The sequence below is a fragment of the Streptomyces sp. NPDC059524 genome, assembly GCF_042749255.1.
Lineage (GTDB): Bacteria > Actinomycetota > Actinomycetes > Streptomycetales > Streptomycetaceae > Streptomyces > Streptomyces xanthii.
On record NZ_JBHYTK010000121.1, the window covers coordinates 1 to 25,391 of the forward strand.

The 25,391-nt window shown below is 72.1% G+C and carries 26 protein-coding genes; 9 read left to right on the forward strand and 17 right to left on the reverse strand.

Going from position 1 to position 25,391, the window contains the following annotated elements:
- Positions 1 to 190: 190 nt before the first annotated feature.
- The 4 genes from ACFW9D_RS27840 to ACFW9D_RS27855 all read right to left on the reverse strand — a co-directional run bounded on the left by ACFW9D_RS27840 (position 191) and on the right by ACFW9D_RS27855 (position 4,785).
- Complete coding sequence (locus tag ACFW9D_RS27840; RefSeq protein ID WP_188335415.1) at positions 191 to 1,678, reverse strand: SulP family inorganic anion transporter; 1,488 nt, start codon at positions 1,676 to 1,678, stop codon at positions 191 to 193.
- An 8-nt stretch (positions 1,679 to 1,686) separates the two neighbouring features.
- Positions 1,687 to 2,268 carry a carbonic anhydrase gene (locus ACFW9D_RS27845; RefSeq protein WP_384626141.1) on the reverse strand — a complete coding sequence of 194 codons (582 nt, stop codon included), beginning with the start codon at positions 2,266 to 2,268 and terminating at the stop codon, positions 1,687 to 1,689.
- A 321-nt stretch (positions 2,269 to 2,589) separates the two neighbouring features.
- Positions 2,590 to 4,140 (reverse strand): UbiD family decarboxylase, encoded by a 1,551-nt coding sequence (locus ACFW9D_RS27850; protein ID WP_384626144.1) that lies wholly within the window; start codon positions 4,138 to 4,140, stop codon positions 2,590 to 2,592.
- Between the two features lie 54 nt (positions 4,141 to 4,194).
- Positions 4,195 to 4,785 carry a non-oxidative hydroxyarylic acid decarboxylases subunit B gene (locus tag ACFW9D_RS27855; RefSeq protein ID WP_384626146.1) on the reverse strand — a complete coding sequence of 197 codons (591 nt, stop codon included), beginning with the start codon at positions 4,783 to 4,785 and terminating at the stop codon, positions 4,195 to 4,197.
- A 193-nt stretch (positions 4,786 to 4,978) separates the two neighbouring features.
- On the opposite strand from ACFW9D_RS27855, the gene ACFW9D_RS27860 reads away from it, so the two are divergent.
- Together ACFW9D_RS27860 and ACFW9D_RS27865 are read left to right on the forward strand one after the other, a co-directional pair.
- Positions 4,979 to 5,851 (forward strand): helix-turn-helix transcriptional regulator, encoded by an 873-nt coding sequence (locus tag ACFW9D_RS27860; protein WP_384626149.1) that lies wholly within the window; start codon positions 4,979 to 4,981, stop codon positions 5,849 to 5,851.
- A gap of 106 nt (positions 5,852 to 5,957) precedes the next feature.
- Positions 5,958 to 7,679 (forward strand): PP2C family protein-serine/threonine phosphatase, encoded by a 1,722-nt coding sequence (locus ACFW9D_RS27865; RefSeq protein ID WP_384626152.1) that lies wholly within the window; start codon positions 5,958 to 5,960, stop codon positions 7,677 to 7,679.
- A gap of 3 nt (positions 7,680 to 7,682) precedes the next feature.
- On the opposite strand, the gene ACFW9D_RS27870 is transcribed toward ACFW9D_RS27865, so the two are convergent.
- From ACFW9D_RS27870 to ACFW9D_RS27895, 6 genes are all read right to left on the reverse strand, one after another.
- Positions 7,683 to 8,378: a UdgX family uracil-DNA binding protein gene (locus ACFW9D_RS27870; RefSeq protein ID WP_384626155.1), complete on the reverse strand. Its 696-nt coding sequence runs from the start codon at positions 8,376 to 8,378 to the stop codon at positions 7,683 to 7,685.
- 28 nt (positions 8,379 to 8,406) lie between these two features.
- Positions 8,407 to 9,324: a Ku protein gene (locus ACFW9D_RS27875; RefSeq protein ID WP_384626158.1), complete on the reverse strand. Its 918-nt coding sequence runs from the start codon at positions 9,322 to 9,324 to the stop codon at positions 8,407 to 8,409.
- A 30-nt stretch (positions 9,325 to 9,354) separates the two neighbouring features.
- Complete coding sequence (locus ACFW9D_RS27880; RefSeq protein WP_384626160.1) at positions 9,355 to 9,696, reverse strand: hypothetical protein; 342 nt, start codon at positions 9,694 to 9,696, stop codon at positions 9,355 to 9,357.
- A gap of 26 nt (positions 9,697 to 9,722) precedes the next feature.
- Positions 9,723 to 10,208, reverse strand: coding sequence for a hypothetical protein (locus tag ACFW9D_RS27885; protein ID WP_384626163.1), 486 nt, complete (start codon positions 10,206 to 10,208; stop codon positions 9,723 to 9,725).
- 37 nt (positions 10,209 to 10,245) lie between these two features.
- On the reverse strand, positions 10,246 to 10,803 hold the full coding sequence (locus ACFW9D_RS27890; protein ID WP_384626166.1) for a hypothetical protein: 558 nt from the start codon (positions 10,801 to 10,803) through the stop codon (positions 10,246 to 10,248).
- A gap of 177 nt (positions 10,804 to 10,980) precedes the next feature.
- Positions 10,981 to 11,910 carry a YsnF/AvaK domain-containing protein gene (locus ACFW9D_RS27895; protein ID WP_188335408.1) on the reverse strand — a complete coding sequence of 310 codons (930 nt, stop codon included), beginning with the start codon at positions 11,908 to 11,910 and terminating at the stop codon, positions 10,981 to 10,983.
- Positions 11,911 to 12,060: 150 nt separating this feature from the next.
- Between ACFW9D_RS27895 and ACFW9D_RS27900 the strand changes: the two genes are divergently transcribed.
- Positions 12,061 to 12,906, forward strand: a complete 846-nt coding sequence (locus ACFW9D_RS27900; protein WP_384626169.1) for an alpha/beta fold hydrolase — start codon at positions 12,061 to 12,063, stop codon at positions 12,904 to 12,906.
- A 103-nt stretch (positions 12,907 to 13,009) separates the two neighbouring features.
- Here the strand turns inward: ACFW9D_RS27900 and ACFW9D_RS27905 are convergent, their stop codons facing one another.
- Both ACFW9D_RS27905 and ACFW9D_RS27910 read right to left on the reverse strand, forming a co-directional pair.
- Positions 13,010 to 13,552, reverse strand: a complete 543-nt coding sequence (locus ACFW9D_RS27905) for a heme-binding protein (RefSeq protein ID WP_188341153.1) — start codon at positions 13,550 to 13,552, stop codon at positions 13,010 to 13,012.
- Positions 13,553 to 13,750: 198 nt separating this feature from the next.
- Positions 13,751 to 14,569: an SAM-dependent methyltransferase gene (locus tag ACFW9D_RS27910; protein ID WP_384626171.1), complete on the reverse strand. Its 819-nt coding sequence runs from the start codon at positions 14,567 to 14,569 to the stop codon at positions 13,751 to 13,753.
- A gap of 846 nt (positions 14,570 to 15,415) precedes the next feature.
- Here ACFW9D_RS27910 and ACFW9D_RS27915 point away from each other — a divergent pair.
- Positions 15,416 to 17,338 carry an NAD-binding protein gene (locus ACFW9D_RS27915; protein WP_384626201.1) on the forward strand — a complete coding sequence of 641 codons (1,923 nt, stop codon included), beginning with the start codon at positions 15,416 to 15,418 and terminating at the stop codon, positions 17,336 to 17,338.
- A gap of 32 nt (positions 17,339 to 17,370) precedes the next feature.
- Here ACFW9D_RS27915 and ACFW9D_RS27920 read toward each other — a convergent pair whose 3' ends face one another.
- Together ACFW9D_RS27920 and ACFW9D_RS27925 are read right to left on the reverse strand one after the other, a co-directional pair.
- Positions 17,371 to 17,736 (reverse strand): hypothetical protein, encoded by a 366-nt coding sequence (locus tag ACFW9D_RS27920; RefSeq protein WP_384626174.1) that lies wholly within the window; start codon positions 17,734 to 17,736, stop codon positions 17,371 to 17,373.
- Positions 17,737 to 17,773: 37 nt separating this feature from the next.
- Positions 17,774 to 18,229, reverse strand: coding sequence for a MerR family transcriptional regulator (locus tag ACFW9D_RS27925; RefSeq protein WP_384626176.1), 456 nt, complete (start codon positions 18,227 to 18,229; stop codon positions 17,774 to 17,776).
- Positions 18,230 to 18,256: 27 nt separating this feature from the next.
- On the opposite strand from ACFW9D_RS27925, the gene ACFW9D_RS27930 reads away from it, so the two are divergent.
- Positions 18,257 to 19,027, forward strand: a complete 771-nt coding sequence (locus ACFW9D_RS27930; RefSeq protein WP_384626179.1) for a methyltransferase domain-containing protein — start codon at positions 18,257 to 18,259, stop codon at positions 19,025 to 19,027.
- 141 nt (positions 19,028 to 19,168) lie between these two features.
- Here ACFW9D_RS27930 and ACFW9D_RS27935 read toward each other — a convergent pair whose 3' ends face one another.
- Positions 19,169 to 19,324 (reverse strand): hypothetical protein, encoded by a 156-nt coding sequence (locus ACFW9D_RS27935; RefSeq protein ID WP_384626181.1) that lies wholly within the window; start codon positions 19,322 to 19,324, stop codon positions 19,169 to 19,171.
- Positions 19,325 to 19,566: 242 nt separating this feature from the next.
- Between ACFW9D_RS27935 and fabV the strand changes: the two genes are divergently transcribed.
- Together fabV and ACFW9D_RS27945 are read left to right on the forward strand one after the other, a co-directional pair.
- Complete coding sequence (gene fabV / locus ACFW9D_RS27940; protein ID WP_384626184.1) at positions 19,567 to 20,778, forward strand: enoyl-[acyl-carrier-protein] reductase FabV; 1,212 nt, start codon at positions 19,567 to 19,569, stop codon at positions 20,776 to 20,778.
- 63 nt (positions 20,779 to 20,841) lie between these two features.
- The gene (locus ACFW9D_RS27945) at positions 20,842 to 21,606 is read left to right on the forward strand and encodes a hypothetical protein (RefSeq protein WP_384626187.1); all 765 of its coding nucleotides are present in this window, start codon (positions 20,842 to 20,844) and stop codon (positions 21,604 to 21,606) included.
- Positions 21,607 to 21,643: 37 nt separating this feature from the next.
- On the opposite strand, the gene ACFW9D_RS27950 is transcribed toward ACFW9D_RS27945, so the two are convergent.
- Positions 21,644 to 22,051 (reverse strand): excalibur calcium-binding domain-containing protein, encoded by a 408-nt coding sequence (locus ACFW9D_RS27950; protein ID WP_384626189.1) that lies wholly within the window; start codon positions 22,049 to 22,051, stop codon positions 21,644 to 21,646.
- Positions 22,052 to 22,488: 437 nt separating this feature from the next.
- On the opposite strand from ACFW9D_RS27950, the gene ACFW9D_RS27955 reads away from it, so the two are divergent.
- Together ACFW9D_RS27955 and ACFW9D_RS27960 are read left to right on the forward strand one after the other, a co-directional pair.
- Positions 22,489 to 22,887 carry a DUF6193 family natural product biosynthesis protein gene (locus ACFW9D_RS27955; RefSeq protein ID WP_384626192.1) on the forward strand — a complete coding sequence of 133 codons (399 nt, stop codon included), beginning with the start codon at positions 22,489 to 22,491 and terminating at the stop codon, positions 22,885 to 22,887.
- Positions 22,888 to 23,403: 516 nt separating this feature from the next.
- Complete coding sequence (locus ACFW9D_RS27960; protein WP_384626195.1) at positions 23,404 to 23,655, forward strand: hypothetical protein; 252 nt, start codon at positions 23,404 to 23,406, stop codon at positions 23,653 to 23,655.
- Between the two features lie 34 nt (positions 23,656 to 23,689).
- Here the strand turns inward: ACFW9D_RS27960 and ACFW9D_RS27965 are convergent, their stop codons facing one another.
- Entirely contained in the window at positions 23,690 to 25,033 is a 1,344-nt protein-coding gene (locus ACFW9D_RS27965) for an NAD(P)/FAD-dependent oxidoreductase (RefSeq protein ID WP_384626197.1), read from the reverse strand.
- Positions 25,034 to 25,391: the final 358 nt, after the last annotated feature.

A 25,391-nucleotide genomic window follows, 5' to 3' on the forward strand; every position in this document is an offset into this window, starting at 1 on the left:
TACTAGTTGGTCTAAGTTAGCCGTGTTTGTTGCTAGATGTTCTAGGGCCGGGGGGTAACCGCCTGTTAGGGGGGCGCCTTCCACGCGGTTTGGTCGGGGGTGGGGCCCCCGCCCCTTGAACCACGGCCCGCCCCTATGACGAACCACGGGCCCTACGACGGTCCACGGCCCCTACGACGGACCATGGACCCTACGACGCGGCGGCCTTGGCCGGTTCGTCGGACGTGACCCGCACCGGAGCCGTGCCGGCGGCACTGTGCTGCTCGGCCCAACTCTCCAGCGCCGAGCGGCAGGCGTGGTCGAGATGGTGCAGCCCGGACAGGTACACCTCGATCGGCCGGTCCTGCGGAAGCGCCTCCAGACTGTCGAGTATCTTCGGCAGCCGCAGGAACGTCGCGTTGCCCGACAGGTGCACCTGGATCGGACCGGCACCCTTGTCTATGACCTCCGTCTTCAGGTGCGAGGCCTCCCAGGCGGTCTTGACGACGGCCAGGGCCAGTCCGATGAGCACGCCCTCGAGCATGTTCATCGCGACGATCGACACGGCGGTGACGACAAGGACGAGCGCCTCGCCCTTGTGCCCGCGCCACAGCAGGCCGACCTGCCGGAACGGGATCAGCTTCCAGCCCGCGTGCACGAGCACGCCGGCCAGCGCGGGCAGCGGGATGAGTGCCAGCGTCGACGGCAGCGCCGCCGCGAACAGCAGGAGCCACACGCCGTGCAGGACGCGCGACGCCTTCGTCCTGGCGCCCGCCTGCACGTTCGCCGAACTGCGCACGATCACCGCGGTCATCGGCAGCGCGCCGAGCAGGCCGCACACCGTGTTCCCCGCGCCCTGGGCGATCATCTCCTTGTTGTAGCGGGTGCGCGGACCGGTGTGCAGGCGGTCCACGGCCGCCGCGCTGAACAGCGATTCGGCGGAGGCGATCAGCGCGAACGCGAGGACGGTGCCCCAGATCGCCGGGTCGGCCAGCTCACCGAGCGCGCCGGCCCCGGGCGGCTGGATCGCGCCGAGCAGGCCCTCCACCTCGACCGTGGCGACCGGCAGGTCGCCGACCAGTGAGGCCAGCGTCGCAAGGACCACCGCCGCGAGGGCGCCGGGCACCGTGCGTACCTTGGCGGGCAGCCGCTTCCACAGCACGATGACGGCGACGGTTCCGGCGCCGATCGCCAGCGAGATCAGGGCCTCCGGGCTGCCGACGGCGTCGGCGAACGCGCCGGGCAGCCCCGTGAGCTTCCCGAGTCCCGTCTCCGGGGCCTTCAGACCCGCCGCCGCGTAGAGCTGACCGGCGATGATCACGAGGCCGATGCCGCACAGCATGCCCTCGACCACGGACACGGAGATGGCCCGGAACCAGCGGCCTATCCCGAGGAAGCCCATGGCGAGCTGGAGCAGACCGGCCATCAGGACGATCACGCCCAGCGCGGCCACTCCGTACGTGCTGACCGCCTCGTAGACGAGCACGGTCATGCCCGCGGCGGGCCCCGACACCTGAAGGCTGCTGCCCGGGAGCAGGCCGGTGACGATCCCGCCCACGATGCCGGTGACCAGGCCCAGTTCGGCGGGGACACCGGAGGCGACGGCCACGCCGACGCACAGCGGCAGGGCCACGAGAAACACGACGAGGGACGCGGCGACGTCCTGCCGCAGGAAGGGGAACCTCGACTTCAGTGTCATGGTGCCCCTCACAGCGCCTCGAACGAGTCGGTCTCCGGGCGGTGTTCGCGCACGCCTCCGGTGTGCACCTCGTAGTACCACCCGTGCAACCGGAGCCTTCCCGCCCGCACCCGCTTCTCCACGCACGGGTACGAGCGCAGGCGCAACAGCTGGGTCAGGACGTGGTGCTGCACCGCGTCGGCGACGGTGGGATCCGAGGGATCCGCGCACTCCGGTTCCCCCGCGGCGTGCGCGAGCCAGTCCCGCACGGCGGGCACGGCACCGAGGTCGTCGCCGCGCACGACGGCGCCCACGGCGCCGCAGTGCGAGTGGCCGCAGACCACGATGTGTTCGACGCCGAGGACCTCCACGGCGTACTCGATGGTGGCCGCCTCTCCGGTCGGGTGCCCGGAGGCGTACGGCGGGACGATGTTCCCGGCCGTGCGCAGCTCGAAGAGCTGGCCGGGGCGGGCGCCGGTGATGAGCGCCGGGACGACGCGGGAGTCGGCGCAGGTGATGAACAGAACTTCGGGTGACTGGCCTTCGGCGAGTCCGGCGAACTCCTCAGGGCGCTGTCCGAACGTGCGGGCATTGTCGATGAGGGGATGCATGGCTGGTGTTTCCTCCTGGCGCGCCGCGAAGGCGCGTCGGACGGACAAGGGCAGGTGTGGGGTCGGCCCGCTCACCCAGCGGCGGAACGTCTGACGTGCCGTCGGACGCAAGACCGCCGGGCGCGGTCGCTGTCCCGGCGGCAGTTCGCCCCGTGCGCCCGAAGGCAGAGGGGAGGGACGGCGGGGAACACCACCGTGGTTCGGGCCGGTCCACCTCCGAACATGCCTCTCCTTCCGGACGGTTCACGTCTCTGGCGCACACCAAGACTTGGTCAACGAACTGCCAAGAAACACCATAGCCATGCAAAGTCGCGCGCCGGGTTAACTGGACGTTTCCATTCGGAAAGGGGCCGAAGGGCGGTCATGAGTGGCGGAATCCCGCCCGTTTCCGAAGCCGTAGCCGTTCCAGTCCCCGATCACCCGCCGGCGCAGCTCCTCGGGGTACGAGGTCGCGAACGACGCGATCCCGCCGCGCAGTTCACCGGTGAACTCCTCGGGCCGGACGCAGCTCATGACCGACTTGCCGCCCCGGCCCGCCCGGATCTGCTCCCGGGTCAGGTACGGGACCATCGGGATGCCGGGGGCGTCCGGGAAGACGTACTCGGTGCCGGGGCGGTAGCGGGTCGCGAGGGCCCAGGCGACCTGGGCGAGGTCGGTGACGTCGATGTCGGAGCCGACCAGGATCACCTTCGGGACCAGCCAGCCCGCGTGCGAGTCGAAGAGGACCTTCGCGACGTCGCGCACGAGGTCCTCCTCCGTCGTCCGGCGGGCGGCGAGCCGCGCGGGGTCGACCGAGACGACCATCCAGCAGGTCGCGGCCTCGTACGAGCACCACGCCAGGTCGACCGGCAGACCGGCGGAGCGGAGCAGGCCGGTCGCCTCCGCGGAGATCATGGTGCCCCAGATGGTGTGGTTCTCCTCGGGCGGGACCCCGGCCACGCACACGGGCAGGACGGCCCGGTCGCGGAACGTCATGGCTTCCACGTGGAAGAGCGGTTGCGGTTTGCTGCCGGGGAACGCGTAGCCGTGGTACTCGCCCATCGGCCCCTCGGGGCCCGTTCCGTCCACGGAGATGTGCCCCTCCAGGACGATCTCCGCGTTCGCCGGGACGTACAGACCGTTGGTCTCCGTCCGGACGACCTCCACACCGGTTCCGGTGAGCGCGCCCACGTAGCCCGCCTCGTCGACACCCGCCGGGAGCGGCATCCCCGCCGCGGCCAGCGCCGCCGGGGGAGCCCCCAGGACCATCGCCCACGGCGTGGGCCGCCCCAGCTCGCGCCACATCTCGCGGATCATGCCGACGTGCTGCTGCGGCATGGCCGGGCCCACCAGCGTGGTGCGGTCGTGCAGCATCGTGCGGGCGACGGACCAGCTCGTCCACCGGCCGTCGGGGCTCTGGACGACATGGAACCCGTACGTGCCCACGTACCGGCCGCCGTCCTCCTGGTGCAGCAGCGGCACCGGCAGCCGCTCCAGGTCGACGTCCCCGCCGAGCAGGACGTTCTCCTTGCAGGGGCCGGTCGGGACGACGGTCGGGGCGATCGGGTCGGCGTCCAGCGCCGCGACGAGCTTCTCGACGACGTCGCGTGCCGAACTGTGCGGCGGCAGTCCGACGTGCGCGGCGAGCCGGCCGTACGTTCCCCGCGCGTCGCCGCTCAGGCCCGCCGGTGCGCCGAGGACGCGCAGGCCCGCGTCGCCCCCGGAGAGGGCCTCGAACAACGGGGCGGGGGAGCGGGTCTCGTACACCCGACGGGTCACCGCGCCGAGCTCCAGGTCCAGGTCGACCGTCCGGCCGACGCGCACGGCATCCCCGCGGCGCAGCAAGTCGTCGACGAAATCACGGAAGTTGAGGGCAGCACCGTACTGCGTCATGGGTTTCTCCCAGGGGTCGGGCGCGCCGGGCGGCGCGGGCGCGCCGGGAACGTGTCAGGGGGTCGGAGCCCCGAGGCGGGCCGCGCGCATGCCCTCCCACCGCCGCGCCCGCGGCGCGGCGAGACCGAACTGGTCGAGCACGCGACTGACGACGTGGTCGACGATGTCGTCGACGGAGGCCGGACGGTTGTAGAAGGCGGGCATCGGCGGCACGATGCGCGCGCCCATCCGGGACAGCGCCAGCATGTTCTCCAGATGGATCTCGCTCAGCGGCGTCTCCCGCGGCACCAGCACCAGCGGCCGGCGCTCCTTGAGCACCACGTCCGCCGCCCGCCCCACGAGGCCCTCGGCATAACCGGCCCGCACGCCCGCCAGGGTCTTCATGCTGCACGGCGCGATCACCATGCCGTCGGTCGGGAAGGACCCCGAGGAGATCGCGGCGCCCTGGTCGGCCGGGTCGTGACAGACATCGGCCAGCCGCGCGACCTCGCGCGCCGAGCGGCCGGTCTCCAGCTCGACCGTGCTGCGGGCCCAGCGGCTGAGCACCAGATGCGTCTCCACCTCGGGAAGCTCCCGCAGCGTCTCGAGCAGCCGGACACCCAGGATCGCGCCGGTCGCTCCTGTCATCCCCACGACCAATCGCACGACTGTGCCCCTTCTCGTCTCATGCCGGATCGCCCTCTCGGGGCGTGCGTGGACTGTTTCGGTCACCAGGCCTCGGAGGGCGGCAGGTCGCGGCCATCTGGGCCCCGACCAGCCACGACTTAGACTCTAGGAGCGAGATCGGGCCGCCCGACCAGGGAAAGCGGACCGGAGATGTGCAAAAGGAGACACGCCTGTGGCAGGGATCCCGCAGCTGGACTTTCCGCGCCGGGCGGGCAGCCTCCCCGGCGTCCAGGTGCTGGGCCTGCACGAACTCCTCGACCTCGCCGCCGGATTCGCGGGCAGCCCCTTCGCGCCGCTGCGCCCCGGCTTCCACCTGCTGTTCACGCTCGGCACCGGCCACCTGGTGTGCACGGTGGACGACACCGAATGCCTGGTGACCGGCGGCAGTTGGCTGTGGGTGCGCCCCGGCCAGGTCCTCCAGCTGGGAGCGGGCACCCTGGAGACGACCGGCACCGCGGTCCTCTTCCTGCCGCACGCCCTGGGAGCGGACGCGGGCGCCGCCATCGGACTCGACCAGCGGACCTGGCGCCTGCCCGTCACCCTTCCGCCCGCGCTCGACGCGCCCGTACGGCAGACGCTGGAGCTGCTCGCCGACGAGTACCGGCAGCTCGGGCTGCTCCCGCTGGAGGCCCACACCGAGGTCGTCCGTCACCTGCTCACGGTGCTGCTCCTGCGGCTCACGCATCTGCCGTCCGCTCCGCGCGGGCCCGCCGCGGGCAGCGCCGCCTTCCACCGGTTCCACGAGGCGGTCGAAACCGGCTACCGGCGCACGCACCGGGTGGAGGACTACGCGGCCGAGCTCGGGTACAGCGTCCGCAGCCTCAGCCGCGTCACCCAGGCCGCCGTGGGACTCGGCGCGAAACGCTTCATCGACGACCGGGTCCTGCTCGAAGCCCGCCGGATGCTGCTGCACACCGATCTGACCTCGGCGTCCGTCGCGGACCGGCTCGGCTTCCCGACGCCGTCGGCCTTCACCCGCTTCTTCCGCAGCCGCACGGGGGAGACGCCCACGGAATTCGGCGGACGGATGCGGGCGGCCGCGTAGAAGCGCCCGAGCGGGGCGCCGCCGGACCCTGCCGAGTGGCTGACCGGCCCGCGACAGCCGAAGCTGGACGTCAGCGCACCGGAACCCCGGGAGGCTCACGCCGCACATGGACCGTCCCTCCTCGGTGCCCGACGCACGCGCCCGGCTGGAACTGGGCGCGATCAAGGAACTGCTCCTCGCCCAGCGCCGGCGCGTGCTCACCTACGCGCGCGACCACGACCGGCGCGCTCACCCTCCGGCCACCGACCGCCCCCGCACCGACCCGCCGCACCACCCCTCCGGCCAGGAGGTGCTCGACGCCCTCCCGATGCCCGCCCTGCTGCTCCAGCCGGTGACCGGCGCCGACGGCGAGGTCAGCGATGTCCTCCACGTGGCCCAGAACACCGAGGCCGTGGCCTACTCCGTGGCACGCATGCACGGCGGCTCGGTGCCGCCCGGGTCCGGGCCCGTCTCCCTCTACGAGCGGTTCCCGGCCCTGCGCGCCTCGCGGCTGCCCGAGCTGATCGCCCGCGCCCACCGCCTGCGCGAGCCCCAGGGCCCCACGACCGTCGAATGGATGGCGGGCGGCGGCACCCAGGGCCCCGTCCGCGTCAACGACGAGGTCCGGGTCGCACCGTGCGGCGACCAGCTGCTGCTGACCTGGGAGCGCGGGAACCGGCTGCGGATGGCGGCGGCCGCCCAGCACCTGGTCCGCACCTGCTGGGCGGAGTGGAACCTCGGCGACGACGGGATCGAACCCTCCCGCGGCTTCCGCCAGGTGATGGGCCTGCCCCCGGGCAGCGCCCTGCCCACCCTCGGCGACCTGGCGGCCGCCGTGACGAACGACGGACTGCCCGGCTACTACCAGATGCTGTACGACGTCATCCTGCGCAAACGCACCGCCTCCTGCGAACTCCGGCTCCGCGGCCAGACCGGGCGGGTCGTCCGGATGACCGCGGAGCCCGTCCGCATCGCCCCGGGCGGCCTCGTCTGGGCCGTGCGCGCGGTGCTCAGCGACGTGACGGCTGAGCGACGGCGACGCGAGACGGCCGAACGCACGGCACGGGAGGCGCGCCTCCAGCGCCAGCGGGCCGAGACCCTCGCCGAGGTCGCGGAGGCCCTGCGCGAAGCCGTCCTGCCCCACTTCCAGGACGAACTGGCCACCTACGGGCTCCAGGCCGCGGTCGTCTACCGGCCCGACGCCCGCGAGGCCGGAGTGGGCGGCGACTGGTACAAGGCCCGGCGCGTGCCCGACGGCCGATTGCTGATCGCCCTCGGCGACGCACGCGGGCACGGGCTCGCGGCCGTCACCCTCATGGCCAAACTCCGCTACGCCCTCGCCGGGCTCACGTACACCGAGCAGCCCGTCGAGCAGCTGACGCGATGGCTGAACGAGGCGGCGTGCGCGGACGGCGACGAGTCCACGGCCACCGCCATCGTCGCCCGCTACCACCCGGAGGGCTCCGTACTGCGCTGGACCTGCGCCGGTCACCCGCGACCGGTCCTGATCCGCGACGGCCGCGCCGCCGTCCTGCCCTCGCCCGAAGGCGGCCCCGGACTCTCGCTGGGCGTGCTGCCGGGCATCTCGTACAGCGCCGTCGAGACGCGGCTGCGGGCCGACGACATCGTCCTGATGTACTCGGACGGGCTCACGGAGCGGCGCCCCGGCGACCCGGACCGCGACACGGCCCGCTTCCTCGCACAGGCCGAGGACTGCTTCGCCTCGGATCCGCCCCCGCCCGGCCGCCTAGGACTCCTCCACTACACGGAGCGACTCGTCGAACGCCTCGACGGGCCGCACCGCCACGACGACGCAACGCTCCTCGCCCTGCGCCGCGTGGATCCGTGAGCGTCAACGCCCGCCGGAGGCAAGGGCCTCGGCCGCCACACCGAGGTCCGCGAGCAGCCCCTCGTACGCGCTCTCGCGGTCGTCCGCCCTCAGCACCGCCGATGGGTGGACCGTGCACACGAGACCGTGCCCCGGCGCGGCACCGCTCGACGCCGCCGCATGGCCCAGGTCGTCCCAGTCCGGGGCAGGCAGCAGGAGCCCGCGCTGTTCACCGACGCGGAAGGAGCTGTCGAGGAGCGCCTTGCCCGCGGTGGCGCCGAGTGCGACCACCAACTCAGGGTCGACCGCCTTCAGTTCCGCGGCGAGCCACGGCCGGCACGCCTTCAGCTCATGGAGGTCCGGGGTCTTGTGGATGCGGCGTCTGCCCGACCCCTGCCGCTCGAACTTGAAGTGCTTCACCGCGTTCGTGAGATAGGCGTCCTTCTCGCTGAGGCCGGCCTCGCCCAGCGCCTTGCGCAGCAGTTTGCCCGCCGGGCCGACGAAGGGGAGACCCCGCACGTCCTCCTGGTCGCCCGGCTGTTCCCCGATCAGCATCAGCCGCGCGGACCGCGTCCCGGAGCCGAAGACCGTCTGGGTGGCGTCCTTGTACAGGGGGCAGCCGCGGCAGTCGGCCGCCGCGCGCCGCAGGGTGGGCAGTCCGCCGCGGGAGGGAAGGTAGGGCGCCGCGCCCTCCTCCCCGTCCGGTGCCTGGTGCGTCATGTCGTCCGCTCCCTCTCTGCGGCAGGGGTCAGGCGGCGGACCTGTGCCGACCGTGTGTCTCGGACAGTGCCTCGACGAGTTCGTCGCGGTTCATGGAGGAGCGGCCCGGGACGCCGGCCTCGGCGGCCTTCTCGTAGAGCTCCTTCTTGGTCAGGGAGTCGAGATCCGTGGGCTTCTTCGCCCGGTCCACGCTCGCGCGCAGGGCGTCCATGAGGTCGACGACGTTGGTCGACTCCGCCGGGGGATCGGCCCGTTCGACCGGCTCGCCGGTCCGTTTGGCCTCGACGAGCCGCGCCACCCGCTCCTGGTAGGTGTCGTGGAACTCCTCGGGGTCCCACTCCATGCTCAGCTCGTCGATGAGCCGCTCGGCCATCCGCACCTCCCGGTCGGAGACCTTGATCCGGCCGGGCAGCGAGTCGAGCTTGCGCGGGTCCCGGATCTCGTCGGCCCAGTGCAGGGTGTGCAGCGTGAGCAGTCCCGACTCGGCCTTCACGGCGACCAGGTACTCACGGTTGCGCATGACGAACGTGGCGATCGCCGCCTTGTCCTGGTGCTCCATCGCCTTCGCCAGCAGCGCGTACGTCTTGCCGAAGTCCTTGCCCTTCGGGGCGAGGTAGTACGTCTTGTCGAAGAAGACAGGTGCGATGTCGTCGAGGTCCACGAAGCCGTCGATCTCGAGGGACTTCGACCGTCCCGGGGCGATGTCGTCGAGTTCGCCGGGTTCGACGAGCACGTACTCGTCGCCGACGTCGTACCCCTTGACGATCGCGTCGAGCGGTACCTCGTCGCCGGTGCGTTCGTTCACCCGCCGGTTGCGGACGCGGTCCGAGGTGCCGCGCTCCAGCTGATGGAAGTGGACGGCGTGGCTGTCCGTCGCCGTGAACAGGCGTACCGGCAGGGACACCAGCCCGAAGGTCAGTGCCCCGCCCCATACGGCTCGAGCCATGGCGATCGCCGTCCTCGGCCGGCCGGACGCCTAGGCCGGCCTGCTGCGCCGGTGCGAGGCGTGCCCGCGCCCGGTCGTGGACGCGTCGGAGCCGCGCCGCATCCAGCGGTGGGTGCGCCCGCCGCCCGCCTCGCGCGGCCGCGAGGTCCTGGCGTGGTGGTGGGAGGTGCCGCGCAGGGCCAAGGCCAGTCCGAGGCAGAAGACGAGTGCGAGGGCCAGGCCGGAGCAGAAGATCGCCAGCGTGTTCATGGTGGCGATGTCGTGGTCGAGCACGGACACGGTGTACTCGGGGCCGCCTCCGAGATTGCCGGCGATCGCCAGAGCGGTGAAGGCGCCGGTGGCGGCGAGGAGAAGAAGTCCCAGGGCCCGCATGTGAATCATCTCCCGGGGAGGGACGGTCAGGTGACCAACAGTCGGTTGAAGAACGAACGGTAGTGACGCAGGTCCTCGGTGTCCGCCTGCTCACCCCTGTTCCACTGGCCTTCCAGGTCCTGCTTGTGGTCGGCGAAGGTGGCGGCGAGCTGCTGCATCACCTCGGCGACGAGGGTGTCGGCGGTACGGACGGCCTCGCGCGGGTCGTCGACGAATTTGCTCTGCACCGACTGCCAGCGCGCGCGGAACCTGTCCTCGTCGGCGGGGGTGAGGAGTTGCGGAACGTCCTCTTCCCCGGACTCGGTGGCGGCCGCGGCCTCACCGGGCCGCTCGTCGTCGACGGGCCGGCTCATCCCCGTCGTCTCCGTCTGGGGCTTGCCCGGCCTCGTCGTCTCCGTGTCGGACTCGCCCGTCCCTGTCGTCGCCTCGCCGGGGAAGGTCGGTACCTGCGCCGCGTCGGTGGGCGGGCCGTCCTGCGTGGCGGGGCGGCCGGGAGTCTCGTCCCGTTGCATCTCTCCTCCTTGTTCAGGGCCACGTGTCCGGGGCCGCTCAGGCGCGGGCGTGGCGGGGTCCGCCCCCGTCGGAGAGCAGTTCGTCGAAGAGGGCGCGGTAGTGCACCATGGCGCCGCGCAGCTGCTCCGTCGTCGCCTGGTGCCGGTCGGTGAGTTCGTCCACCTCGTGGGCGGCCCGGTAGTGCTCCAGCGTCCGCCCGTGCTCCACCGAGAGGTCCTTGAGCCGCTGGTCGAAGTCCTCGGTCGGATAGCCGCGTTCGTGCATCAGCGAGGTCACCAGGTCGTCGGCGTCGTGCACGGCACCCTCGGGATGGTCCACGAAGTCCTCCTGCACGGTGGCCCAGTCCCGGGTGTAGCGGTCCTTGGCCTGACGGTCGAGCGGCTTGATGTCCAGCGCGTCGTGGCGCCGCTCGCGCGCCTTGAGCTCGCGCTCGGCCTCCCTGCGGCTGTCGGCGTCGTCCACCGCCCGCTCGTACTCCGGGCCGAAACGCTCGCGCAGGTTCCGGCGGCGCATGAACAGCGTGACCGCCACGAACAGCAGGGCGACGACCACGGCGACGGGAATGACGATCGCCAGCAGTGTCCCTGTCGACATGAGGAGAACCCCCTCCAAGACTGTGAGAGGCATCAATGCGGATGTGCGGGCCGAGTGCCCGGATCCCCGCGGCCGAAACGGCCCGCGACGGCCCGACGGCCTGCCGGGGAGGCCGACGGCGGCCGGGAAGGCCGCCGTCTTCGAACGGACGCTACGGTCCGCGCCGCGCTCGCGCGCCTACATGCTCCGGCGCTGCTCCTCGCCGGTCTCGTCGACGCCCTCGAGGGCGATCTCCTCCTTGCGGACCTCGCCCGTGACCGTGCGCTCCTCGGTGCGCTCCTCGGTGGTCAGCCGGACGCGCTCCACCGGGACGGCCTCGGTCTCCACCACGGGGCGTTCGGCGTGCAGGGTGACCTCGTGCTCGGCCTCGCTGATCTCCGGGCCGCGCAGGGAGTCGTCCACATTGGCCTCGGTGATGGGCTCACGCACCAGCCGGACCTCCTCGTGGCTGACGGGGACGGTCTGTTCGACCTCTTCCGTCACGACGTACTTGCGCAGCCGTGCCCGGCCCGACTCGTAGCGCTCGGTGCCGACGTGCATGCGCTCCTCGGACCGCGTCATCGCGTCGTCGCCGGAGGCCATGCCGGTCCGCTCCCGCTCGGCCGTGCCGGCCCGCTGCTCCTCGGTTCCGGCGGCTTCGTCGGGGCCCTTGAAGCCGGCGGCCGTACCCGTGCCGCCCGCCGCGGCAGCCATGCCGCCGCCCGCGCCGGCCATGCCGTCGCCCGCCGCGGGGCCGCCGTGGGCCCAGCCGCCCTCACCGGGCTCGTTGGCCCGCTGCCAGGCGTCGTCCCAGGCGATGCCGTAGTAGTCGTAGAGGCGCTGTTCCTCCGCCACGGACAGGTGTCCGCCGTTGTCCACGTCGACGTTGGGCGCGTCCTTGACCTTGTCCTTGGGGTAGGGGAGCTCGAGGTGTTCGCCGACCATGGCCGCGTCGCGGATCGGTGCGAACGACTCGTGGCTGCCGAACAGGCCCGTCTTGACGGTGACCCATTCCGGGCGGCCCGTGGCGTCGTCGTAGAAGATGTGCTTCGCGTTCCCGATCTTGTTCCCTTCCGCGTCGTGGACCGGGTGTTCCAGTACCGCCGGGATCTGCTCCTGGGTGATCATTCCGCAGCACCCTCTTTCGCTTCTGTGACGTTCCCGTTGGGTCCCCTCTTGGCGGGTCACCGTCACAGAAGTGGATAAACGGGACTAAAGAGATAAATGGGAATTAAGTGAATCCGTCCCTGGGCGCGGCGCGGCGGATACGGTGGTGCGATGACCACCACCGTCCACGTCCGCGGGGTCGATCTGGGCATCGAGTCCTTCGGCGACCACGACGCGCCCCTGATCCTGCTCGCCGGCGGGACGACCATGCTGTCCTGGCCCGACGCGCTGTGCGAGCGGCTGGCCGCGGGAGGCCGGCGCGTGGTGCGCTACGACCTGCGCGACAGCGGCGCGTCGACGGCCGGCGACCCCGAAGCGCCCGCGTACACGCTCCGCGACCTCGCGGCCGACGCGGCGGCCCTGGCCGGCGCGCTCGGCGGCGGCCCCGCGCATCTCGCGGGGATCGGCGTCGCGGGCATGGTCGCGCAGGTGGCCGTGCTCGATCACCCGGAGGCGTTCTCGGCGCTCACCCTGGCCGGGACCCGCCCGGTCGCCCCGGGCCCGGTCGACGACGACCTCCCCGACCACGACCAGGCGGCACTCGGCCGGCTGTTCTCGCGGCCGCAGCCCGACTGGAGCGACCGCGACGAGGTGGCGGAGTTCGCCGCGGCCGGCGCCGAAGTGCTCGGCAACGACCCCGGCGCCGCACGGGAGACCGCGGCGCGCGTGTGGGACCGCACCCCGGTCGACGACCCCCAGGTCCACGCGGCCAACCAACTGGGCATGGTCTTCTCCCGGCTCGACTGCCGTCCCCGTTGGCGCGAGCGGCTGCCCGGTCTCGCGCGCCCCACCCTCGTCGTCCACGGCCGCCGCGACCCGTTCTTCCCCGTGGGCAACGGCGAGGCGCTCGCCCGCGAGATCCCCGGGGCGCGGCTGCTCGTCCTGGAGGAGTGCGGCACCGCGATCGGCGCCGGGGCGGTCGAGGAGGTCGCCGAGGCGATGCTCGCGCTCGGGTAGACGCGAGCCGGCGCCCGCAGGTCTCAGATTTCCCTACGCGCAAGCGGCACCCGAGTCAGGACTCGGGTGCCGCTTCGGTGTTGCCGTGCGCGGGGCGTGCGGACTACTGCTCCAGCGCGGCGACGCCCGCCTTCGCGAACTTCTCGTCCAGGTCGCCCGACGGCGCGCCCGCGACACCGATGCCCGCGATGGGGGCGCCCTCCGTGGCGACCGGGGCGCCGCCGCCGAGGAACAGGGTGCCCGGGATGTCCTTCAGGGTGGGGGCGTTCTCGAGGCGCTTGACCAGCTCGGAGGTCGGGGCGTTCCAGGAGACGGCGGTGAACGCCTTCTTCTCGGCGGCCTCGTAGGACTGCGGGCCGGCGCCGTCGCCGCGCAGGGTCAGGATGGTGTTGCCGTTGCGGTCGACGACGGCCACGGAGACGCGCTGGCCCTCCTTCTCGGCGGCGTCGAGCGCGGCTTGGGCGGCCTTCGACGCGGCGTCGACGGTGAGGTGCGTGGTCTGGCGCAGGTTGTCACCGGCGGCCTCCGAGACCGTGGCGGCGGGCGTGGTCTCCGACGCGTTGGCGGAGAGCACCCCGGCGGTACCCGCGGCCAGTACGGCGGCGACACCCGCGCCCATCAGTACCCGCTTGCGACGGGGCTTCATTGCGTGCTTCAACGAGGGCTCCTCAGAAAGTGCCGGGGTGGTGCGGGAACCAGCCGTCCCGCTCTGCCCTCAGTCTCCGCGGCGTATCCGGCGACTCCTTCGGAATCTCGGCTGCGTTCCGCACGCCGATCGGTGGTGAAGGATCATCCGATCGGCTGATGTGCGGCCGCGCGGGGACCCCTCGGCTCCGGGCGTCCGTCAGGACTTGCGCCCGACCCCGCCGAACATCGCCACCTCGGCGGGCAGTTCCGCCCCGCCGTCGTCCGGACGCCAGTGGTTGCAGGAGACGACGCCCGGTTCGAGCAGGTCGAGGCCGTCGAAGAAGGCGGCGACCGCGGCCGGCGTCCGCTGCGTCAGCCGGGGCGTGCCGTGCTCGTTCCAGAACGCCACCGCCGCGTCGACGTCCGGCATGTCGGCCCGGGTGATGGTGTGCGAGAGGACGAGGTGGCTGCCCGGGGGCAGGGCGTCCATCAGCCGCCGCACGACCCCGTACGCCTCCTCGTCCTCCTCCACGAAGATGACGACGCCGAGGAGGATCAGCGCCACCGGCTCGCTGAGGTCCAGGACGCGCGCCGCCTCTTCCAGGACGGCGTCGACGTCGCGGAGGTCCAGGTCCAGGTACGCAGTGCGGCCCTCCGGCGTGCTGGTCAGCAGCGCCTCGGCGTGGGCCAGCACGATGGGGTCGTTGTCGACGTAGACGACGCGGGACTCCGGCGCGACGCGCTGCGCGACCTCGTGCGTGTTGTCGGCGGTCGGCAGCCCGGTGCCGACGTCGAGGAACTGCCGGATCCCGCACTCCTCGGCGAGGTGGCGCACGGCGCGCCCGAGGAACTGCCGGTCGGCGACGGCGTAGTCCCCGATCCCCGGGTGCAGTGCGCGGATCTGGTCACCGGCCGCCTGGTCGACCTCGTAGTTGTCCTTGCCGCCCAGCCAGTAGTTCCAGATCCGGGCGGTGTGCGGCTGATCGGTCCTGATGCGCTTGCGCGCCTCGATCGACGCGGCGGATATGTCGGTCACGCGGTCCTCCGGATCATGCCGATGTTCGGTCAAGGGCCAATCTATCGGCATTAGTTGAGGTTCCCCCGCCGTCGGCTCCGCCCGCGTCTCCTGCCGTCGTCCCGACGTACGCCTCGCCCGCACCGTCGTCCCGACGTACGCCTCGCCCGCACCGTCGCCCGGGCCCTCGGGGCCGCACACGACGTCCTGAACGTCGATGCCGGCACCGGCTCCTACGAGACCGACGCGCACACCGTCACAGCGGTCGAGCTCTCCCTCGCCCTGCGAGCCCGGCGCCCGGCCGAACTCGCCACCGCGATCGACGCCGTCGCGGGCCTGCGGCAGATGCGCCGGGTCACCAACGGCCCCGTCGTCGTCCCCACCGGCGACCCGGCGCGCGTGCGCGACTTCTGGCTCTACGACTACGCCTCCGACGTGCTCGACGCCGCAGCGCGGCGACACCCGCGCCTGGACGTCCTGGCCGACGCGCTCGGCGGCACCGTCTCCGTGCAGCCCGTCCCCGTCCCGCTGGACTGCACCGACGGCTTCGACGAGGCGTACCACGGGCGCCCCGAGATGCTCCTCGACCCCGCCGCCCGGCAGGCCTGCTTCTCCGCATGGAGCTTCATCGACGACGGCGCCCGCCAGGAGTTCGACATCCTCGTCCCACGCCCCGGAGCCGAGCGCGCGGTGCAGCGAGGTGCACCGGCTCGCTCGTCCTGCTGCGCGCGACCTGAGCGACCGGGCGCGACACGAGGGCCGTCGGGCCGGAAGAGGGGCCTCCGGTGGACTTCGGCCCGGCGGGGCGAGCACCATGATCCAGTGTCGCTTCCCCACCAGTCCACACATCCGCCCCGGCCCGCGCACATGATCGTGTGCGGTGACGACGCGCTCGCCGAGCGGCTGGCCACCGAGCTGCGCCAGCTGTATCGCACGCAGGTCACCGTCGTCGTCCCCTCGGCCCGCGCCACCCCGGAGCAGGACCCCGGAGGCGGCGCGGGCCGGATGCGGGCGGCCGCGCTGCTCAGCCGGCTCCAGGCGGCGATGAACCGGACCGCTCCGGCCCCGACGGACTCCCTGGCCGGGCAGGCGCCGCGGGTCCTGGAGGCGCCGGTCCTCGACGAGGACACGCTGACCGAGGCGGGAGCCGGGCGGGCGGACGCGCTCGCGCTGGTCCATGACGACGACGAGGTCAACATCCGCGCCGCGCTGGCCGCCCGACGGCTCAACCCGCGCCTGCGCCTGGTGATCCGGCTCTACGACCGCAAGCTCGGCCAGCACCTCGCCCAACTCCTCGACCAGGCCGCCGCTCTGGCACAGCCGGGGCTCGATCCGGACGCCCTCGACACCTCCACGACCGTCCTGTCCGACGCCGACACCGCCGCGCCCGCGCTCGCCGGAACCGTCGTCGCGGGCACCAGCAAGGTGATCCAGGCCGACGGGCTGCTGCTGCGTGCCGCCGAGCGCCGCCCGCCGGGCCGGGGCGAGAGTGCCGACCCGGGCATGTGCACGCTCGCCCTGCTGTCCTCCACCACCAACGACCCTGCGGGGACCGAGGGTTCTGACGCCTCGGGCCAGGACGGGCCCCTGCTCCTGCCCGACGACCGCACCGTCGCCGCGACCACCGGACGCGGCACCGTGGTCCTCGACGCCGTGACCCCCGCACCCCCGGGGCGAGCCCGGCGGAGCCTGTCCGGTCGCGGCCTGCCGATCGGCTCGCTCTTCTCGCGCCGGCTGCGCTGGTCGCTCGCCGGGCTCGTCGCCTGCGTCCTCGGCCTGGCCCTCGCCACCTGGGCGACCACCGAACCCCACCCGCTGCGCGCCGGATACCTCACCCTGCTCGACCTGTTCGCCATCGACGACCCCGCGATCGGGGAACCTGTCACCCGGCAGGTCCTCCAACTCCTCACCGGGCTCGCCGGGTTGTTGCTGCTGCCCGTCCTGCTCGCCGCCGTCCTGGAAGCCCTCGGCACGTTCCGGACCGCCTCCGCCCTGCGCCGGCCGCCACGCGGACTGTCCGGCCACGTCGTCCTGCTCGGCCTCGGCAAGATCGGCACCCGCGTCCTCGCCCGCCTCCACGAACTCGGCGTCCCCGTCGTCTGCGTGGAGGAGAACCCGGACGCCCGCGGCGTCCCCCTCGCCCGCCGCCTGCGCGTGCCCACGATCCTCGGTGACGTCACCGACGAGGGCGTCCTCGAAGCCGCCAAGATCCACCGCGCCCACGCCCTGCTCGCTCTCACCAGCCGCGACACGACCAACCTCGAAGCCGCCCTGTACGCCCGCTCGGTCAAACCCGACCTGCGGGTCTCCCTGCGCCTGTACGACGACGCCTTCGCCACCGCCGTCTACCGCACCCTGCGCGCCGCCCACCCCCGGGCCCTGACCCGCAGCCGCAGCGTCACCACGCTCGCCGCGCCCGCCTTCGCGGGCGCCATGATGGGCCGCCAGGTCCTGGGAGCCATCTCGGTCGAGCGCAAGGTGCTGCTCTTCGCCGCCCTCGACGTGGCCGGGCACCCCCAGTTGGAGGGGCGCACGGTCGCCGAGTCGTTCCGGCCCGGGGCCTGGCGGGTGCTGGCCATCGACTCCGCCGCCCCGGACGAACGCCGGCCCGACCTCGCCGCCTCGCCCGACGAGGAGAACCCCGCCCCCGCCACCGGTCTTATCTGGCGCCTGCACCCCGGTTACGTCCTGCGCCCCACCGACCGGGTCGTCCTGGCCGCCACCCGGCAGGGCCTGGCCGAACTGCAAGGGCCGCAGTCCAGGGCGGAACCGGGGCGGACGACCGCCTGACCGGCGCGGAGCCCTGGCCCGGCGGGAGCGGCTCAGATGCCGTCCGTCAGTTCCTCCGCGTACACCTGCGACAGCGGCTGCGGGCCCACGTACCGCTGGCAGTTGCACTGCCCGGCCTCGTAGCGCAACGGCTTCTTGTTCTCGTCCCAGGCGGTCGGCACCTCGACCCGCTCGTGACAGCGGCCCTGTTTGTCGTGCTTGGCCAGGTGGTGGGTGCAGCCGCAGATCGGCTCCGGAGGTTTGTGCGCGGCTTCCAGGGCGAGGCGTTCCTGCTGGGCCGCCTCCATGAGCTCCATCTTCCGCTCGTGCCTGCTGCGCAGCGCTGTACGGACCGTGTCGGCGAGCCAGGCGAACCCACCCGTCCAGAAGACGATCAGCACCCACCAGAACCAGTCCATGGCAATCCCCCTGAATGCGACGACCGGGCAAGAGCGGCTAGGGAAAGGATAGGCGGGGGCCCGCGCCGACGCGCTCCGTCAGCACCTGCCGGAAGTGGGCGCACGCGGTGAAGTCCTCGTGGTCGCAGTCGAGGGCGCACTCGATGAGCGCGAGGGATGCCTGCGCGGCCGCGATGCGCGAGCGGAGCGCGTCGGCCTCGACGCGCAGCGTTTCCCTGCGCTCGGCGGGGTCGGCGGTCGCCGCGAGCGAGCGGATGCTGTCCAGGGAGAGGCCGGCCTCCTTGGCGCGGAGGATCACGGCTACGCGGACGAGGTCGCCGGTGCCGTAGCGGCGCCGTCCGGCGGGGTCGCGGGCGGGGGTGAGCAGGCCCGACGCCTCCCAGTGCCGCAGCACGTGCGGGGCCAGGCCGAAGCGTTCGGCGACGGAGCCGATGCTCAGCCACGCGCGTGCGGCGCCGGAGTCGTCGGGCGGCGCGGGATCGTTTGACTTCATGCCGACATTAAGTCGCAGCCTTGCTTCATGACCAAGGAAACCGCACAGACTCAGCAGCCCGCGCATGCCCTGATCGCACTCCTCGACGCCGCCGACCGACTGCCCGGCGCCCAGGAACTGCGCTCCCTGTCCTACGACTTGCTCGCCGCAGGGCCGGGGAAGGCCGTGGTCGACGTGGGCTGCGGCGCCGGGCGCGCCGTGTCCGAACTGACGGAACGCGGCGTGCGGGCCCTGGGGGTGGACCCGGACGAGAGCATGGTCGCCGTGGCGCGGGAGCGGTGGCCGGAGACGGATGTCCGGATCGCGGACGCGTACGGGCTGCCGCTGGAGGACGCGTCCGTGGACGGCTACCGCGCCGACAAGGTGTTCCACGAACTGGTCGACCCCGTAAGGGCGTTGAGGGAAGCGCGCAGGGTGCTGGTGCCCGGCGGGCGGATCGTGCTCCTCGGCCAGGACTGGGACACGTTCGTCATCGACTCCGACGACGCGGCCCTCACGCGTCGGCTCGTGCACGCCCGCGCCGATCTGACCGCCGGGCCGCGCGCCGCCCGCCGGTACCGCGGCCTGCTCCTGGACGCGGGCTTCGAGGACGTGACGGTCGAGGTGCGCACCGGTGTGTTCACGGGGTCGACGATGCTGCCGCTGCTCACCGGCCTGGCCGAGGGTGCCTGTTCGGCCGGTGCCGTCACGCGCGGGCAGGCGGACGCCTGGATCGCCGAGCAACGGGCCAGGGCCGAGGCCGACCGCCTCTTCCTGGCCCTGCCGATGTTCGTCGCGGCGGCGACCGCACCGCAGTGAGCGGCCGAGCTCACGGGGTCCGGCAGAGACATGGAAATCCTGCTCCACGACACCGGTCTCCGCCCCGTGGTGCTCCGCCGCCACACCCGGGCCTTCAACGCCCGTGGCTGGTCAGGGCGGTTGCGCACAGGTGACATCGTCTCAGGGTCGGATGTCGCCCGTACGGCCGTGGTCGACGAACGGGATGTCGCGGACGCGGCCGTGACCGAGCTGCTCGCGCCCCACGACCCACCGGACCACGGCCCGTACGTGCCGACCTGACCCGAGGTGCTCGGCCGCGCCGAGCAGGTCGCTCACCTCGGAACCGCACTCCGCCGAGAACTGCGCTTCGAGGCCCTTCCCCCTGACCTGGTGCGCTCGCGGATGAGGGCCGACGGCCGCGTGCAGACAGTGCCAAACCCTCCAAGATCGGCCGGGCATCATTGTGCCGACCAAGATCACCACGCTCGTGCGCGCCACAACAGACTGGCGGGACGGGGTGGCCGGACCAGTCGACCGCCCCGCACCCTGCCCGCCACGACACCCTGGGACAGCACATCATGAGCGAACGCGTCATCGAGCCCAAGAGCCGGGGATTCCTGTTCCTCGACTCCCACCCCGGCGGCTGCGCGGCGCTGGTGGACGAGATGTGGCACGCGGTCCCCGCGCCGGACCGCGCCGACGACGGTGACCGGCCGGTGGCCCTGATCATCGGCTCGTCCGCCGGATACGGCCTGGCGGCGACGATCGCGGGCCTGGCCCGTGCCGGAATCCGCGGGATCGGCGTCTGCTTCGAGAAGGCGCCGGGCCGCCGCACCGGTACGGCCGGCTGGTACCGCACCGCCGCCACCGCCCGCCTCGCCCGGCTCCACGGGCAGGACATGGTCTTCCTCAACGGCGACGCGTTCAGCGACACGATGAAGGAGCAGGTCGCCGACCTCCTCACCGAGCGGTTCGGGGGGCGGCTCGACCACCTCCTCTACTCGGTGGCTGCGCCCCGCCGAACCGACCCGGACACCGGCCGGGTGCACGCCTCGGTCCTCAAGCCGGTGGGCGCGCCGCACACCACCAAGACCCTCGTCTTCGACGAGTCCGGCGCCCCGGAGGTCAAGGAGGTCACCACGGCGCCCGCCGAGGGCGACGACATCGAGCAGACGGTGGCGGTGATGGGTGGCACCGACTGGGAACGCTGGATCACCTTCCTGGCCGACCGCTCTCTGCTCGCCGACGGCTTCACCACCGCCGCGCTCTCGTACATCGGCTCACCGCTCACCGCGGCGATCTACCGGAAGGGCACCATCGGCGCCGCGAAGTCCCATCTCGAAGCCGCCGCACGCACCTTGGACGAGCGCCTCGCGAAGACGGTGGGCGGCCGCGCCGTGACCTCGGTCAACGCCGCCGCCGTCACCCAGTCGTCCACCGCCATCCCCGGCATCGCCCTGTACGTCGGCCTGCTGCGCGGCGTCCTCGGTGACGCTCTGGTGCCTCCGATCGGTCAACTCGTATCGCTGTGGGACCAGTTGACCGGCGCCCGCCCCCTCGCCCTCGACGACGAAGGCAGGGTCCGCCTGGACACCTGGGAACTGGACCCCGCCGTCCAGGACGCCGTGGCGGAACGCTGGAGCGCGGCGACCAGCGAGAGCGTCACCGCCCTCGCCGACCTCGACTGGTTCGGTGACGAAGTCCGCCGCCTCTACGGCTTCTCCGTCCCCGGCGTCGACTACACCGCCCCGGTCGAAACCGACGTCCCGTGGCCCTCTCGCACCGCCTGAACGGCCCGCGTGGTGAAGTGTGAGCCTCCGGCAACTCCGATACGGCAGGGAGCACTTCGCCCGATGAGCGCACAGCCCGTACAGCCCGTACATCTGGACAGTGGTGCCCCCAAGACCGCCCCGGCCCCGGACGCCCGGCCGTTCAAGCCTGCGCTCGTCAAGACGGTGTTCAGGGGAGTCGCCCCGATGCATGTCTCCCGGGCGGCCGCGCGGGCCGCCGGGGCGGTGACGCGCACCGTGCTGACGGAGATCATCGACGGTGCACGGAGAGCGGCCGCGGAGGAGGCGCGGCCGAAACTGCTCCCCAGAGACCTCATCGCGGCGATCGACCGGAACGTCGAACTCGAGGTCGGAACCCAGTGGTACGTCCGCAGCCCGACGTTTCGAGGCCTGTTGGGTGTCCGGTACGACGCCGAGGGCGCCGTCGTGCCCACTCCCCGGCGCAGTGAATCGCGCAGACCGAGTGCCGCGGCCGGCGCCCACAGGTTCGAGGCCGGGGTCAGGCGGCTGCTCCGAAGCCAGGGGGCGACAGCCGTCCCGGCGCTGGTCCGCGACCTCGACGGAATCGCGAGCGTGTTCCTGACGGACCTCGCCCGGGACGCGGCCATGGTCGTCCGCGAGGGCGGGGTGAAACGCTTCGGCGCGGTCATCCTGGTGATGCCGGGCCAGGCGCCCCCACCGCCGTCCGTCCAGGGCCCCCACGACCCGCCCACGCGCAGCGGGGACCGGCGGACCGTCGGCGGCGAGGACGTCCTGTCCGCGACCGCGATGCAGCTGTTCGGCAACATCCGGGAGCGGGCCCTCGCCGCAGCACAAGAGGTGATCTGACGGCCGTCGCAGGGGCCGGAGGAGCGGCTGCGACAGATCAGGTGTCGCAGCCGATCCCGTCGCCGTCGCGGTCGAGGTGACTCGCGTACCCGGGCTCACCGCGATGGACCGGAGCCGCTCCGGCGGCACGGGCCTCGCTGCAGTTGGCGTAGTAGACGCTGCCGCCGCCGCTGCCGCCATCGGAGGAGTCGTCGCCGACCGCGGCGCCCCCACCCTGCGCGGCGGCGGTGACGGTGGCCCGGACGGTGGTGGTCGCCTTCACGGTCCTGGTGACGGTCGGCGCCGGTTCGGCACTGGAGGCGGCGGTCTCCGTGACGGTGACCGTGGGCCTGGGGCTCGAACTGGGGCGGGCCGCCGCCGGCTTGGCGTCGGCCTGCGTCGTGGTGTCACCGGCGCTGGTGATGACTCCACCGAGGAGGAAGGCGACCCCGAGTGCGGGAAACACGAACCGCTTCCGAGCCCACTTGGGCACGGGACGGAACCCGCCCGCGGGTGGTACCGGTTGGCCAGGCATGTACGGATGAGTCAAGGCGTCCCCCTTGGTGATGGAGGGGCGAGGCTATTCCGCATGCACTGATCGTGGAGAAATGATGGAGAAGAAGTGACTGACTCGTGATGTGGTCTTCTTGGTGGACCTGCTCGCTCTCGTCACGCACCAGGTGCGGTTCGGGGGTGACACCGTCCGGCTCCATGGCCACGTACCAGCCCGCGCCGCCGTGTCGTCCGTCCCTTGGAACGTGCCGCAGCCGACCGGACCGCCGAAGACAGGGCGGACGGGCGGTGCGGACGACGTCGGCGCCGTCACGGCGCAGGCGTTCGGCGCGCTCGGCGAAGTACGGCAGCATCTCTTCGTCGGAACGGTGGTGCGGCGAGAATGCGGCCATGACGACGGATGCTTCAGGCGCAGGCAAGGTGGAAGCGGCATGGCAGGATCTGCTCGACTCCGACCGGGTGAGCGCTGAACTGGTTGTGGCGGCGTACGCCGAGCCTCGGCTGCGGCAGCTCTTCCCCTGGGCGGGGATGTGGGAGCTGCACTTCAGCCGCTGCACCGAGCAGCGTTGGACATGGGACGTGCCCTACATCGGCCCGACAGCAGCCGGACCGGGCCACGCCGGGCCGTACTACGTCGAGGGACCTTCTCGGACCCAGAAGATCGGCAGAGCTGACACGGCGCAGGAGGCGATCGCGATGGTCGTGGAGCGGCTGCCCTCCAACTGCGGCCCCGCGTTCCACGGAACGCCCGAAGAGCTGGCCGTGTATGAGAGTGGAGGAAACCTGTGATCGACCGGAGTTGCCGACTGCGGGGGGCGGTTCTGGAGGCCCCGGCCGACCAGTGATCGGCAGCCGGGCAGCTGATCCTGCGGGATTCCCGAACCTCCTCAGGCGCGGGTCGCTCAGCGCAGCGGAACGCGGCGGGTGGCCCACGGAAACCTCCGCGGGCCACCTCCAGGCAGAATCGGGGTGATGTCGTCCTGGGAGCGGCCGATGAAGTTCCACCACATACCACGTGATCGGCGGTTCTCCCCAGGTCAGAGGTAGGGGCGACCCTCGGAGGTCAGCAAAAGGTCAGCATCGGACCCCGAGGAGTCAGCACAACATGGCTGCACGCAATCTCGCCCGCGGTATGGGCTCCTTCTTCAAGGAGTGTGAGCACCCCGAGTCGCGCTGGTCCAAGTGCCCGCACCCGTACAAGATCCGGTATCGCAGTGCGGCCGGCCGACAGGCCGAGGAGGGGTGGGATGTCGGACTCCTCGGTCGACCTGTCGACAGGTCCGCCGCTGAAGAGCCAGAGCCTCGGTGACGGAGTTGCTCGGCAATGCGGCGGGCTCACCGTCGAGCTTTGCCGTTCCACATCCTGCCGCAGAGGGAACCGGAGGGGACGACCGCGTCGTGGCCTCTGACCTGGGTGGCGCTGTCGGCCATCTGGACATCGGCGTCGAGGCGTCGGCACGCAACGTTCTGCCGATCTCCTCGAACACGCCTTCTGCGTCCTGGGCGCCACACACCCCGCAGACCAGCCCGCTGATCGAGCCTTTCCTGCACCACTGAGACACGGCCCGAGCGGTTGTGCTGAGACGGTTGATCAGCCCATTCGGGCAGCGCGTAGCGCCCGTCGCCGACTGCCGTTGAGCATGTCGGCGAGGCGGTCGACGGCCCACACGGTGCGCAGGCCGAGCGGACCCAGCATCGCGAAGGGAGGGAACTTCGGTTCCTTCGCCCAGATACTGTCGAGATCTTCGTGTCGCGTTCCGTCCACGATCAGGTCGGCAGTCAGCGACCCGATGTACGGCGCCTGGGCCAGTCCGTGTCCGTTGCAGCAGATCGAGTAGTAGACGTTGTCCTCGAGCTGCCCCGCGATCGACAGGAAGGACGAGGTCATCGCGATCCACCCGCCCCACGCGCGCTCCACGGCCACGTCCGCCAGCGACGGGAAGCGCGTCGCGAACGCGCCGGCGAGCTCCTCGACCGTGGCCCGGTCCGGGGCCTTCGCCGGGAGGGGATACGTCTGGCCGCGTTCGATGCGCCGAATGCCGAACACGATGGTGTTGCGGGGGGTGAGGCGATAGTGCTCCATGACCTGATGCTGGGTGATCATCCCTGATCGACTGCTCCAGCCCAGTGCGGCGATGCGTTCCGGGGCGATCGGCTCCGTCTCCAACTCGTTGATCCACATGGGTACCGAGAGGCGCTTGGGGGTGATGTCCCATTCACCCGAGTGCGCGTTCGTCGCGAGCACCGCCTTGTTCGCCCGAACGGTGCCGCGGGGTGTCGAGATCACGACCGTGCCGCCGTCCTGAGTGACGTCGGTGACCTTGGTCTGTTCGTACACCTGTGCCGATGACGCGAGCAGAGCGCGGCGTACTCCGCGGGTCAGCTTGCCGGGATTCAGTGCTCCGCCGACGGCCTCGCGCATGCCGCCCACGAAGCCGCGGGGAAGGCCGAGCTCCTCGCTCGTGCCGACCGTTCCCCGTACTCCGGCGCGTCGGAGGATCGCGGCGATGGTGCGTGTCCGCAGCATCTGTCCATGGCCCACCGCGGCGAAGGCCAGGCCGTTGGGCTCGTAGTCGCAGTCGATGTCGTGGGTCTTGATGAGGCCTTCTGTGAAGCGCGCCGAGTTCTCGGCCACCCGCACCATGCCCGGCACCTTCTTGGGGTAGAAGAGGCTCAGCAGTCGGAGGTCGCCGCCCGGAACGGACGCGATCTGGCCGCCGCTGCGCGAGCTGGCGCCGTAGCCGCAGAACTCGGCCTCCAGCAGCACCACGTCCTGACCTCGATCAGCGAGTCGCAGTGCCGTCGCCATGCCGCCCATGCCCCCGCCGATGACGGCGACATCGCAGGTGAGGTCGCCGTCGAGGCCCGGGCGAACGTCCGTGGGAGGGTCGATCCAGCCGGTGAAGGTGCTGTAGGTGACGTTGTCGAGATTCATGAATCTGTGATCGCTTTCCGGGTCGTCCGCCAGACGTAGCCATGCGTGCCGCACGCTGTTGGCGTGGCGGTGACACAGGCGGCCGAGTCGGCACCGGAGATGCGTACTCCGGTTCCGACACCGTCGAACGCTTTCCTGCGACCGACACCTCGGCTGTCATGGCATTTCCTAGCCGTTCCTGCGGCTCGTGGTTTCACTGTCGCCAGTACCGACCGCCGGCGAGAACGGCAGCGAGCACCTGTTCCCCTCGGATCGGGTGCACAGTGCACAGGCGTCTGACACGTACCGCTGATCCGCGGATGCTGTCGGGGGCGGAGGCCGCGCCGGATCGTCCGCCATGGGCGGCGTGGCGTCGGCC

What these genes read in the sequence shown, in the direction of transcription:
- ACFW9D_RS27930 (WP_384626179.1), top strand. Translation starts at nt 18,257, where the DNA reads ATGACCAAGGAAACCGCACAGACTCAGCAGCCCGCGCATGCCCTGATC.
- ACFW9D_RS27875 (WP_384626158.1), bottom strand. Translation starts at nt 9,324, where the DNA reads ATGGCTCGAGCCGTATGGGGCGGGGCACTGACCTTCGGGCTGGTGTCC.
- ACFW9D_RS27840 (WP_188335415.1), bottom strand. Translation starts at nt 1,678, where the DNA reads ATGACACTGAAGTCGAGGTTCCCCTTCCTGCGGCAGGACGTCGCCGCG.
- ACFW9D_RS27880 (WP_384626160.1), bottom strand. Translation starts at nt 9,696, where the DNA reads ATGCGGGCCCTGGGACTTCTTCTCCTCGCCGCCACCGGCGCCTTCACC.
- ACFW9D_RS27955 (WP_384626192.1), top strand. Translation starts at nt 22,489, where the DNA reads ATGACGACGGATGCTTCAGGCGCAGGCAAGGTGGAAGCGGCATGGCAG.
- ACFW9D_RS27885 (WP_384626163.1), bottom strand. Translation starts at nt 10,208, where the DNA reads ATGCAACGGGACGAGACTCCCGGCCGCCCCGCCACGCAGGACGGCCCG.
- ACFW9D_RS27920 (WP_384626174.1), bottom strand. Translation starts at nt 17,736, where the DNA reads ATGGACTGGTTCTGGTGGGTGCTGATCGTCTTCTGGACGGGTGGGTTC.
- fabV (WP_384626184.1), top strand. Translation starts at nt 19,567, where the DNA reads ATGAGCGAACGCGTCATCGAGCCCAAGAGCCGGGGATTCCTGTTCCTC.
- ACFW9D_RS27925 (WP_384626176.1), bottom strand. Translation starts at nt 18,229, where the DNA reads ATGAAGTCAAACGATCCCGCGCCGCCCGACGACTCCGGCGCCGCACGC.
- ACFW9D_RS27915 (WP_384626201.1), top strand. Translation starts at nt 15,416, where the DNA reads ATGATCGTGTGCGGTGACGACGCGCTCGCCGAGCGGCTGGCCACCGAG.
- ACFW9D_RS27890 (WP_384626166.1), bottom strand. Translation starts at nt 10,803, where the DNA reads ATGTCGACAGGGACACTGCTGGCGATCGTCATTCCCGTCGCCGTGGTC.
- ACFW9D_RS27870 (WP_384626155.1), bottom strand. Translation starts at nt 8,378, where the DNA reads ATGACGCACCAGGCACCGGACGGGGAGGAGGGCGCGGCGCCCTACCTT.
- ACFW9D_RS27895 (WP_188335408.1), bottom strand. Translation starts at nt 11,910, where the DNA reads ATGATCACCCAGGAGCAGATCCCGGCGGTACTGGAACACCCGGTCCAC.
- ACFW9D_RS27965 (WP_384626197.1), bottom strand. Translation starts at nt 25,033, where the DNA reads ATGAATCTCGACAACGTCACCTACAGCACCTTCACCGGCTGGATCGAC.
- ACFW9D_RS27845 (WP_384626141.1), bottom strand. Translation starts at nt 2,268, where the DNA reads ATGCATCCCCTCATCGACAATGCCCGCACGTTCGGACAGCGCCCTGAG.
- ACFW9D_RS27905 (WP_188341153.1), bottom strand. Translation starts at nt 13,552, where the DNA reads ATGAAGCCCCGTCGCAAGCGGGTACTGATGGGCGCGGGTGTCGCCGCC.
- ACFW9D_RS27850 (WP_384626144.1), bottom strand. Translation starts at nt 4,140, where the DNA reads ATGACGCAGTACGGTGCTGCCCTCAACTTCCGTGATTTCGTCGACGAC.
- ACFW9D_RS27900 (WP_384626169.1), top strand. Translation starts at nt 12,061, where the DNA reads ATGACCACCACCGTCCACGTCCGCGGGGTCGATCTGGGCATCGAGTCC.
- ACFW9D_RS27945 (WP_384626187.1), top strand. Translation starts at nt 20,842, where the DNA reads ATGAGCGCACAGCCCGTACAGCCCGTACATCTGGACAGTGGTGCCCCC.
- ACFW9D_RS27865 (WP_384626152.1), top strand. Translation starts at nt 5,958, where the DNA reads ATGGACCGTCCCTCCTCGGTGCCCGACGCACGCGCCCGGCTGGAACTG.